The organism is Flavobacterium sp. CLA17 (genome assembly GCF_013112255.2).
GTDB classification, from domain to species: Bacteria; Bacteroidota; Bacteroidia; order Flavobacteriales; family Flavobacteriaceae; genus Flavobacterium; species Flavobacterium circumlabens.
In genome coordinates, this window is the sequence record NZ_CP068294.1 from 414587 (window position 1) to 427479 (window position 12893).

Consider the following 12893-nt stretch of genomic DNA (forward strand, 5'->3'; position numbering starts at 1 on the left):
AGTAAACGAAGTGTTTGGGTTCTATTGAAATATAACTTTCTTAGTTGTCGTATGATCATTGTCTAAAGTAACTTTTACCAGTAAGACCTGATTGGCAGACTGCAGATTTGTTATTTGCAATTCTGTTGCACCTACTTTCTTTTTGTTGTAAAGCAGTTTTCCGGAAATATCATAAACCGTAACTTCCTTAATGTTTTCTTTGGCAGAGTTCACCTTGATTGCTTTGTTTTTGATGCTGACCAAAATGTTGTTTTCCTTGTTTTCAAAATCACCTGTGCCTAATGTTTTATCGGTATAACGAAGTACCAGACGATCGTTAAAACTTCCGATTTTTGTACTAAAGGTATATTTACCGTCTTTTAAATTATGAATTTTGCCTGCTGTTTTATCTTCGATGTAAACGGCCTGATTGCTTAAATCTCCTTCTGCATGCTGTATGGAGATGGTAAAATCACCCTCAACGGTACTGCGGTATCCTAAAGGAACGATATCGGTATCCGTAAAAGGAAGTGCACGTCCCTGAATGACATAATTCAGATCGTTGTTTACGCTGTAAAAATCAAGATACGGGTTGGCATCAAAAGTTTCTCCGTCGTATCTGTTGTCAATACCATTTGTGGCTCCTTCTACATACCCTACGAGCATTTGTTTAAAAGCGCCTCCCTCATTGGTGATATTAAGCCAGATGCGGCTTTTCGCGGCTTCTTTTGCCCCTTTTGCCGGCTTAAAAAACTGACCGTTATTAGCGCCTCCCTCTCTCATTATGTTGGTAAAGGCAATTGTTCCCACATCGTTGGTGCTGGCAAAAAAGGATTGCCCGGCAGCAATGTGACCCTGTGGAATAAAAGGATTATTTCCAGGGGCATCGTCACCACTCGGGGCCGCTTCGGTTGCAACTCCGCCTGTTAGATTAAAAACAGCATAGTCGTCTGAGGAATAATCCCTTACTGTTATGTTTAAAGGGGTATTGTGTGTCCAGAAATAAAAGGTTCCGTTTATGAAACTATTTGCCTTCAGGAATTCATTCGCACTCAAAGCCGATGGATATGGATTACCAATCAGGTAAAATTTATCTTTTTCGACTGTTTCTCCGGACAGATTACCATTGTTTGGAATTCCTTTAAAAGAAGCTGTAAAATCAGCTCTTACGGTATTGGAATAGGTTTGCGGACCACGGATGATGTAGCCTTTGCCTACGGTCATATTGGTGTTTGAACTGGTTATAACCCAGTTGTCCCCATTGTATCCCATATATTTATCGGCTAAAGTGAACGGGGAAACATCAAATAATTTCTGTGGTGTTACCGGTGTAGACCAATATTCATAATCGGACAGGCGCATGGAACTTACACGTTTGTATATAATTTCTCCTGTATTGACTGCATTACTGTCCTGCATTAAACTTGAGTTGTTCTCAAAAGTCAGCGTGCCTCCGCTGGTAACATTTAAGGCATTAGTAACTGTAAGAGTATTTCCGTCGCTAATTACAACATCAACACCTGAATTTACAGTACAACTACAAAAAGTTAAATCTCCTGCTGATGTATAATTTCCTGCAAAAACGACAGGCTGATTACTTGTTGGCGGACCATTAGTCCATCCTGCATTCCAGGTTGCCAATAGCGGCAATTGATTTATAGCAATATTATTTGAGGCTACAGAAGTACAGGTACCATTTCCAACTGTATAAGTATATGTGGTATTGGCGGCAAGACCTGCAATTGTAATCGCTGTTCCTGTTCCCGTAGTTACAACAGCACCTGGTGATCTTGTTAATGTCCATGTTCCTGCAGAAGGTAATCCGCTTAAAATTACAGACCCCGTTGGCACTGCACAGGTAGGCTGTGTTATTGTTCCTACTATCGGAGCTGATGGTTGTGGGTTTACGGTTACTGTAAAAGTATTTTCAAGACTTACACAAGTACCGGCATTTCTTACTGTCAATTTACCTGTGTAAACCCCCGGATTAGTTCCTGCCGGAACACTAATTGAAATATTGCCTGCAGGTAAAGTCGTGTATGGAACCGCAACGAAGCTGTTGGCTGGTGTCGAGTTCCACGCAATACTATATGTGGTTGGTGTACCCGTTGTAGCACTATAAGATAAAGGTGTTGTCTGAAGAGCTGAAACGTTATAGCATACCGGTGTAGTTGCAGAAGCTGCTGTAATAGATACAGTACCTTCTATTAATTTAGAGAAGCAAGCTGTTGTGGTACAACCATTTTGATATCTGACATAATAGGTTGTAGGTGCTGTAGGCGTTACTGTTATAGAATCACCTGATCCCACAAGAGTACCTCCGCACGAACCTGTATACCATTGTGCATAACCTCCATTTCCACCTTTACTGCCTCCACTAACCGTTAAAGTAGTAGCGCTTCCTGCACAAAATGCTGTATTTGCAATTGCTGTCGGAGCCACAGGCGCGGTATTAACCTGAACAATAACGATTGTCTCACTGGCATAAAGTCCTGAGTATACCGTTCTTCTGAACCATGAGGTTGCTGTTAGATTTCCCGGCGTATAATCTTTTGCGTTATTTGTTCCAGGTGCTGCTGCATAACCTGTAGTTGCGTTTGTAGTACTTACTTCCCATAAATACGTGTAGGAACCATTACCTCCGCTAGGAGTGGAACCGGTTATAAGTCCCGGACTTGTACCTGTACAAATAGGTTCTGTATAAGTGGCTACAACGCTTAAACGTTTTACTATACTTACACATGGATCACCAAAAGTGGCATTTGTTGCAGGAATGGTAGCAGTAGTATTTCCTAAAAAAACGTCTGTTGCTACAGTTCTGCTATTAAAAGCATTACAAGTTCCTATTGTAAAATTTGGGGCAGTACCTGCCGGAGTACCATAACTCGCAAAATCGGCATTGATAAAAACAGTACCGTTTGGTGCTGTCAATACTGTTGGTATAGCATTTTCAACATAGGATGCATTTACTTTACCGCTTACGCCTTTGGTATAAGAAGCATAGTTGGAGTCTATTACCGGATCGAAAGTCCCGGAACCGCTAACAATTATTCTGCCATAAAGTGTGGTCGTAAAAAAAGTATTGGTTGTATTTGCTGCTCCTGATCCCTGTGCTCCCCATGTGCTTGTAAGCGGACCAACACCTCCCAATATTAACACTCTGGCTGTATGATTATTGTTGCCTGATAGATTAAGCTGAACACCTTTGGCTACATTGATAATATTAGAAGTTGCTACAGTTGTTGCACCAAAAGTTTTGATACCACTACCTGAAAAAGTAAGGTTGTAATAGGATGTTGATTTAATGGTTTGTGCGGCTCCGTTATAATTCACTGTATTCCCTGCTGCTGTTGCTGTAAGTGTAGTAATTCCTACTGTCGCGGCACTAATGTTTAAAGTACCTGAATTGACTAAAGTACCATTTCCTGCTAATGCAGTTGCAACAGTTAAAGTACTAGCACTAGTGTTAGTAAGAGATACTCCTGTAACCGTAACTCTCGGAATAGAAAGAGTTCCAATAAGTGACTGATTGTTAGTGTTAAATGTCTGTACTCCCGATCCACTGGTAAATGTTCCGTTATTGGTAATTCCTCCTCTAAAAACAACTCCGGCATTACTGGAATTATTCCATAATCCGGTTGAATTTATAGTGACTAAACCAACATAAGTTTTTGCTCCCAAATCGTTGCTATGAATTAATGATCCCGTTACAGAAGTAGTTCCTGAAATAGTAATATCAAATCCCGCAACACTTAAAGTTCCTCCGGTTTGAATCTGTAAACTTCCCGATACTGCCCAGGCTGCAGTTGTTGCCATGCTATGGCCCGTCTGAACAATAAAAATATCGGCTGCATTTGTAAAATTTGTAGGATGGGCTCCGGTTCCACCAGGATTAGCCCACCAGTTAAGACGGTTATTAGCATCAGTTGGTGCGCCATTAATCCCGGAATAATATGTTGCCGCATTCGCAAATGAAGCACAAAACAGCAAAGCAAAACAAAACATCTTTGCAGTTACACTTAATTTTTTTTGCGAATCATCAACAGAAAAAAGAGATAATTGGGGCAAAAACAATAAGCGAACGAATAAAAGTAATTTTTTAATCATATCAGTTGTGGTATTTATATTATAAATTTGTTTTTAGATGCTAAAATGGAATAAAAAAATACGAATGGTTATATATTATACATCCTAAAATACTTACGCGATTTTTTTACAATTTACTTTAAGAAATTTAAAATCAGTCGTTTAAGCAATTTTGTTTAGCCATTGCTAAACAGCTAAATTAATCGTACAAAAATATCATAATTCTCCAGATGTGCAACATTTAAGCAAAAGACTTTCTGAGAATTTATAAAATATTAAGACAAATTTTAACAGCAAAATGACTATTTTTAGCAATAATAGTTAAAAAGAAAGAAAAAACGCATGAATACAACTTGTACTCCAAAAGAAGCCTTACTCAAACTAGAACACTTTTGTGCCTATCAGGAACGGTGTCATGCCGAAGTTGTGACCAAATTATACAGTCTGAAAATGACTTCAGATGAAATAGATTTTATTGTCGTTCAGCTCATTGAAAGTAACTTTTTGAACGAAACACGTTTTGCGTGCAGTTTCGCCAGAGGGAAGCACCGTATCAAATTTTGGGGCAGAATCAGAATTACAAATGAGTTAAAAGCCAGACAAATTTCTTCGACTACTATTGCCATCGCTTTGAAAGAAATTTCACCGGAAGAATATGAAACAACTTTTGAGCAACTTTCTGAAAGATCCTGGAATTCAATTTCTGAAAAAAACACACTCAAAAAAAGAAAAAAATTCTGCGATTATATGTTGCGAAGAGGTTACGAAAGTAATCTTGTTTATGATAAAGTCAAAGAATTAGAACAGGTCTGAGTTTTTTTTCAAAAAGAAAAATACCTTATTTTTCCCCTCCGTAAAATCTTAGTATTCAAATTGTCAATTGTATTAAAATCCTTATTTATTACAAAATAACAGCTAGTTATAAATTATTACTTTCTTGCGAATTATTTAGCTAAACTCGCGTTTTTTCGATTAAATTCTCAAAAAACCCGTCCATTTTAGCTGTAATTTGCGATTATTCTTATGTTTTATTTTCATGTTTTATAAGAAATAACATAATTCTCCTGTTTTCCGTATGTAGTTTGTCGATTATTTTTAACATTTAATCGATAATACCCCCTTTCTTAAAACCCGTTTTGTCATGAACTCGTAGTTGTATATATCTTTGTGCGGGCCAAATTTTATGCTAGCATAACAACCTGATAGAAAACATTTAACATGACGAAAACTTTACTTTTATTTTTAATTTTACCCTTTGCTGTTTTTGCACAAAGCGACTTAGTAAAATGGAACGCGGCTTCTTCCGGCAATAGAAACACTCCGGTCTATGACACAAATCTTTTATATACCGGAACAAGTACTTCTCCGGATTTCACTGTTAATGGGTCTGTTAGTTTAAATTATAATACTGATGATGTAAATAATCCTTATTTCAGTACGGGAAACTGGCCTACTACACTGGAGTTTACAGGTAGTTATGATCCATCAAAATATGTTGAATTTAAAATTACACCAAAGGCAGGTAATAAAATTGACTTAAGCTCTTTTAATATTACCTACAGGGTTCAGAGTGGTACAAGTCAAAAATTTCAAATACAATATTCAAAAGATCCGGCTTTTACAACCGGGGTAAAAGTTTTGGTTCCGGAAACAGTAACTGCTACAACCTGGACAACTATAAATCCCCTTCTTTCAGCTGAAGTAAATCCGGTTTTACCGGGACAGGTAGTTTACGTTCGTTTGTACGCATACAACAGCAATAATAATTTTCATTTCAGAACAGGAATCAATGCGGGTAATTTGCCGGCGATTTTAAAAGGAACTGTTTCTACTTTTGATTCTTCTAAAATTTTAGCCATAAATGATTATTTAACGACTAAAAAAGAAATTGCGCTCAATATTTCGCCATTAAGCAACGATGTTCAGGGCTCCAGTGTAGCTTCAATCACAATTTCTACACCTCCGGCGGCATCAGAAGGAACGGCAATTCTAAATCCCGATAAAACCATAACATTTAATCCTGCTAAAAACTTTACGGGAACATCAACATTCAAATACACGATTACAAAAGGGACTGATCCTTCTTCAACAGCTGATATTCAGGTAACAATTGCCAATTTAACTGCTGATGGATTAGTAATCTGGGATGCAAAAACAAGCACTAACAGATTTAAGCCTACCGTTAACACTTCATACATAACAGGAAGCGATATTCCAAGTGCAGCGAATCCGGCTGTATCTTTCAACAATAGTGAAGATGCAAGTAATCCTTTTTATCAATCAGGCGGCTGGCCAACTCCGGGTCAAAATGCCGGAAGCTATGATCTTGCCAGATATGTAGAATTTAAAATTAAAGCAGATGCAAATCATAAAATTGATCTGTCTACTTTTCTTCTTACCTACAGAAGTCAGGGGGGCTCAGGACAGAAGCTGCAAATTCTTTATTCTAAAAGCAGCACCTTTACGGGTAGTGAAAGAGTTCTGTTTTCAGGAACAACAACAAGTACCTGGAATACAATTGAACCATCATTTGCATCTGATTTAAATACTTTGTCAGCAGGAGAAACCTTGTACATTCGTGCGTATGCGTACAATACTAACAATCAGTTTCATTTTAGAGCAACAGCAAATATCAAAGGAATTGTAAAAGACACAAACACGTTAACAGCGAGTAATGATTATGTTTCTACACCAACAAATCAGGCTGTTACAATTCCGATTTTAGATAATGACGTTATCGGAAGCAGCAGTGCTTTACAAGTTATAACTGTAACACAACCATCAAATGGAACTGTAACCGTTAATGGATTGAACAATATAACTTTTACTCCTGCGAGTGGCTTTACAGGAACAGCGACTTTTACCTACACGCTTAAAAATGCGGCCTCCAATTATTCATCAGCAACAGTAACGGTTACCGGAACAGCTCCACTTTGTGTAGCCACACCAACTGCCGGTATCAACTACTGGAAAGGTTTTGTATATACCTACACAGGAAATACCCCGGCAACTACAACATATGTTGGTTCAATAGCAGAAAAACCAATCTTTGACCGAAATGTTGGTACTGCCGCAATTACCGGAGATGCAAGTGTTGAAGCAAATGCATTTTGTGGAACTGCGCCAAGCGACAAGTTCCTCGTTCGTTATTTAATGCAGACTAATACAACAGCGGGTATATACAATTTTACTATCGGAGGAGACGACGGTGTAAGGTTATACATTGATGGTACTTTAGTTCCGTTTAATCCTTCAAATTCATGGAGTGACCACAGCTATACTAGTTATTCTACACAGTATACTTTTGCTACGGCAGGAGCTCATAATTTTGTTTTAGAATATTACGAAAATGGAGAAGCATCAAGAGTATCCTTTTCATACGGAGAAATAAAAGGTGATACTTCTTTCCCTTTCGGAGATAATAAATGGAATGTATACGGTTTTAATTCACCTGACATTGCATTGGTAGCGAATAGCTATGCCGGAACTTATGTTGCCACTGGCGTAAATATCAATACACAAACCTATTGGAATGCTACATTATCACCCTCATCCTACTCTGGCTGGCAAGGTGCTCCAATGCCAGTAGATCAGTTTGCCATTACTTACAAACGTCAGGGATTTGCTTGCGGACGCTACCAGCTACAATTGGTAAATTGTGATGACATCGCTGAAGTTTATATTGATGGGACCAGAATTTTTACACAAAACGGTTATACCAATACTACTTCAATGATTCCGGGAACATATCCTTTAAATAAAACTTCTAAAGTAGAAGTACGTTTAAGAGAAGATGGCGGTAATGCTAATGTCGCAATTAACTTTATTGATACTCCTTTTACCTATGACGGATCAGTAGCTCCTGCGACTGGCTCTTCTATTACGGTCAATAGTGATTTAACTTTATCTAACGATTTAGAAGTTTGTACTTGTACAATAGCAACGGGTAAAACATTGACGATACCAGAAAACAAAACACTTACGGTAAACGAGAATATCATTGTAAATACAAATGGTAAGCTTGTGATAAAAAATAACGGTTCTTTGGTACAAACAAATAATAATGCTACTTATACCGGAGCTGCAGATTCATTTGATATGGAACGTATTTCATATCCAATGAAGAATTATGATTATACCTACTGGTCATCAGCGGTAGCAGGCCGAAAATTAAATGCCGTATCTCCAAATACATTAGCAGACAAATACATGTCCTATAGCGGTACGAATTGGGTAATTGAAAGTGGCAATAATGTTATGACGCCTGGAAAAGGATACATTATTCGTGTTCCAACCTCAGGGTATGGATATCCAAACGGTAAAGATTACTGGACGGGACCGACGTATGCTCAAACCGTGAATTTTATCGGGATTCCTAATAATGGAATTATTACCGGGGAATCTCTTAAAGCAAATAATTACTATTTGATTGGAAATCCTTATCCATCTGCATTGGATGCTGATAAATTTTTAAGTGCAAATGCGTTTATAAATGGTACCCTTTATTTCTGGACACATAATACTTTGATCGGTACAACGGCAAAATACGAATACAATTCAAATGATTATGCAAGTTATAATCTGACAGGTGGAACAGCTACAGCTCCCTCTTCAGCACCAGGAGCTAACAAAAATATTCCTTCAGGTAAAGTAGCAGCAGGAGAGTCCTTCTTTGTCAGTGCAAATGCAGATGGAATTGTTAAGTTTGACAACTTAATGCGACCTGCAGGAGCTAACAATCAATTCTTTAAACCTGCAAAAACATCAAAAACTACTACGACAGAAAAAAGTCGTGTGTGGTTAAATATGACCAATGAAGGCGGTGCTTTTAAACAAACTCTGATAGGATATGTGGAAGGTGCAACCAATGATTTTGAAAATAGATTTGATGGATTAACCTTTGACGGTAATGACTATATAGATTTTTTCAGCTATGAAAATGAAAACAGTTATGTAATTCAGGGTCGTGCAGTACCTTTTGTTGACACTGATATTGTTCCTTTAGGATATCGAACTACTATTGAAGGCGATTTTACAATTTCGATAGAACAGGCAGATGGTGATTTAGCTGGTCAGTCAATTTACCTGGAAGATAAAACAACAGGAAAAATACAAGATTTACGAGCTGGAAAATATACATTTACCACAACGAAAGGAAATTTTACAGATCGTTTTATACTGCGTTATACGAATAAAACATTAGGAACTGGTGATTTTGAAAATACTGAAAAGGACCTGATTGTATCCGTAAAAAACAAAGTGATAAAAGTAACTTCGACAACAGAAAACATCAAAGAAGTTACGGTTTATGATATTTCAGGAAAACTGCTTTACAACAAAAAGAAAGTTGGTGCAACTGAATTGCAAATATCAAATTTACAATCAGGAAATCAGGTGTTATTCACAAAAGTAATTTTAGAGAACGACCATGTTGCATCTAAAAAAATAATTTTTAATTGATTTTATCACTAATTGAACCTATAAATCCGGCAGCGAAAGTTGTCGGATTTTTTAGCGTACTGACGATTCATCACAAATAACAGGCCTACAATTTTTACATATCTCTTATAAACTTTAAACAAAAAACAAATCAAAACCAACCAAAACGTATGTCCCCAACACTACTACTTTTAATTCGTTCTTTATTTTTAAAAAATTTGAGACTACTATTTTTTCTGATTTCTTTTAGCGCAGTCAGTCAAAATACAATTACAAGAATTCATACCGACTGGAAAGGGTACTGGACATCCAATTCGACAACGGGTGTAGGAAACCGACCGGACAGAGAAAATAATTTATTGGCCTTTACATGGGCACAAAATGGAAAAACATACTCAACCGGAGTTAGTGACAATACTCTTACTACAAATACTGTAACTTTTAGTCCTCAGAAATTCAGAGCTTTAAAAATTCAAACTATAGGGATAGATCCTGGTAGTATGTACATATTACAAGGTTCTATGATTGATGAATCTGCTAGCGGAGCCATCTTAACTCCAAAACTAATCCGAACGACAGCAACTGGTGCCGAGCTCGCCTCCAGACTTACCGACGGCCCTAATGGTTTAGCACTGGGAACAGGAATTGCTAACATAAAAGCAGGTACTGCTGAATTCAAAATTGGTACAAACAACCTTAATCTTACAGGATTGAATGATGATACGCCCGACCTGATTGTAACACAGGTTGCAGAACCCGGCAGTGCGAGTCTGGCAGATAAATTTAAATTTATTGATGCCTCAGGAAACACAGTAGGAAATGAAATATCGGTGTCTTTCATATCAGTTCCCGCTGTAGGAACGTACAGTCTGGATTTGTTTAAAATGGATGGGAGCTACGGTTTTACTCCAGCCGCGACAAGAGACATCCGAATGTTAGGTATTGAAACAAGTTCATTTGGTATAACAGCTGCTAATGCTTCGCAGGTAGATCGTTTTGTGGTTACTTTTTCGGGTAGTTCAGATTGTGCTTTCATTGCTTTTAATACAAAATCATTAAAAATTGCAGAATTAAAATTGGTTACAACATCTTCCATTATACCTTGTGGTAAATTAGGCGACACTGTAAATTATACCTACGAAGTTACTAATAACGGAGAAGTGCCCATAACCAATATTCAGGTTGCCGATCCAATGTCCGGAATGACAATAACAGGAAATCCGATAGCAAGCTTAGCGGTTGGTGCAAAAGCTACACTAACAGGAACCTATGTTATCACAAATGCAGATGTGGCTGCAGGCAGGATTGTTAATATGCCAAAAGTTACAGGTACCGATCCGTCATTAAATACAGTCGAAGATGTATCTCTGCCAATTGAAACTATTTTACTGGCACCTCCAACTATTGACAAAATAGTAAATATTACATGCAGCTCATTGGGCAGTGTTGTTTTTACTAATTTACCTTCAGATGGAAATTGGATTATAGAAAGAAGTCCGGGTTCAGTAAAAACTAACGGATCAGGAACAACGGAAACAATTACCGGTCTTGCTGTAGGGACCTATACTTTTAGAGTAACTAATAGTTATGGCTGTAAATCACCGGCAAGTACAACTGTACCCATTTCTGACCAATCAGCAACAACCTGGAATGGCAGCGTATGGTCTGGTGGAAATCCTGACATTACAAAAAATGTTGTTTTTAACGGAGCTTATACCATAACATCAGATTTAGAAGCTTGCTCCTGTACTATTAATTCAGGAGTTAATCTTTTAGTTCCTGTGGGTCGTACTCTTACAGTTACTAATGCCTTAAACGTTACCAGCGGAGGCACGCTGACTTTTGAGAACAACTCAAGTTTAATGCAGGACAGTAATGCAGTCAATACAGGAGAAATTATATACAAACGTGTAAGTTCCATGCGCCTGTCCGATTATGAATATTGGTCTACACCGGTAACACCACAGAAATTATTTGATGTTTCCCCGTTCACTTTAGCCGACAAATATATGGGATACAATGGGGACAACTGGGTTATAACCAGTTCAAACACCAATATGACCGTAGGCAAAGGCTACATCATCCGTGGTCCGCAAACCTATTCCAATACCGTAAGAGCTGATTTTACAGCTTCTTTTAAAGGAATTCCAAACAATGGTAATCTGTCCGGAGAAACAGTCGAAAAAGATAAATTTTACCTGATTGGTAATCCATATCCATCGGCTTTGAGTGCGAATGAATTCCTGAAGGCAAATAGTTTCATAAACGGAACCTTTTATTTCTGGACACACAATACCCCTTTAAACATAACAGTAAGGGATTATTCCTCAGACGACTATGCTGTTTTTAATCTAACAGGCGGAGTTGCAACCGAAGCGGCCCCGAGTGGTGACGATGCCCCTGGAAATAATCCTTTTATTCCACAGGGTCACATTGCTGCCGGGCAATCCTTTTTTGCCAGCACCAACGATGTGGGAACAATTGCCTTTACCAACATAATGAGAGAGGGAGGCGCTAATAACGGTCAGTTTTTTAAGCCGGCAAAAGGGGCAAAAGAAGCCGCGAAAAGCCGCATCTGGCTTAATATCACCAATGAGGGAGGCGCTTTTAAACAAATGCTCGTAGGGTATGTAGAAGGAGCCACAAATGGTATTGACAACAGATACGACGGAGAAACTTTTGATGCCAACCCGTATCTTGATTTTTACAGCGTAAACAACGATCTGAATTATGTCATTCAGGGACGTGCACTTCCTTTTACGGATACCGATATCGTTCCTTTAGGATACCGCAGTACCGTTGAGGGTGATTTTACCATCTCCATACAGCATGCAGAAGGAGATTTAAGCAATCAGGCCGTTTACATCGAAGATAAAACAGCAGGCAAAATTCATAATTTAAAAGACGGTAAATATACCTTCAGCACAAAAATCGGAAGTTTTAACGATCGTCTGGTACTTCGTTATACCGATAAAACATTAGGCACAGGTGATTTTGAAAACAAGGAAAACAACATTTTGGTCAGCATCAAAAACAAAGCAATCAAGGTGAACTCTGCCAAAGAAAACATTAAGGAAGTTACGGTTTATGATATTTCCGGAAAACTGCTTTACAACAAAAAGAAAGTAGGTGCAACAGAATTGCAAATAACAAATCTGCAGTCTGCCAATCAGGTCTTACTGGTAAAAGTTACTTTAGACAATGATCATACGACAACTAAGAAAGTTATATTTCAATAGAACCCAAACACTTTGTTTACTCCATAATAAAAAAACCCATTCGCCGCGGCGAATGGGTTTTTTTATGCTTTTTCTTCTCATTTAAATAACGGCAAATATCCCCTGAAGTTGGTATTGCAACATTTGTGCAGGAATATTAAATTGCAGTAA

General features: G+C 38.0%; 4 protein-coding genes. 3 read left to right on the forward strand and 1 reads right to left on the reverse strand.

The annotated features are described in order from the left end of the window. Positions 1 to 21 precede the first annotated feature (21 nt). Positions 22 to 4086, reverse strand: coding sequence for a T9SS sorting signal type C domain-containing protein (locus tag HAV12_RS01800; RefSeq protein WP_171568218.1), 4065 nt, complete (start codon positions 4084 to 4086; stop codon positions 22 to 24). A gap of 321 nt (positions 4087 to 4407) precedes the next feature. Here HAV12_RS01800 and HAV12_RS01805 point away from each other — a divergent pair, with 321 nt between their 5' ends. The 3 genes from HAV12_RS01805 (at position 4408) to HAV12_RS01815 (ending at position 12743) form a co-directional block, all read left to right on the forward strand. Then, positions 4408 to 4878 (forward strand): regulatory protein RecX, encoded by a 471-nt coding sequence (locus HAV12_RS01805; RefSeq protein ID WP_171568219.1) that lies wholly within the window; start codon positions 4408 to 4410, stop codon positions 4876 to 4878. Positions 4879 to 5283: 405 nt separating this feature from the next. Further along, positions 5284 to 9525 (forward strand): Ig-like domain-containing protein, encoded by a 4242-nt coding sequence (locus HAV12_RS01810; protein ID WP_171568220.1) that lies wholly within the window; start codon positions 5284 to 5286, stop codon positions 9523 to 9525. A 197-nt stretch (positions 9526 to 9722) separates the two neighbouring features. After that, entirely contained in the window at positions 9723 to 12743 is a 3021-nt protein-coding gene (locus tag HAV12_RS01815) for a T9SS sorting signal type C domain-containing protein (protein ID WP_171568221.1), read from the forward strand. Positions 12744 to 12893: the final 150 nt, after the last annotated feature.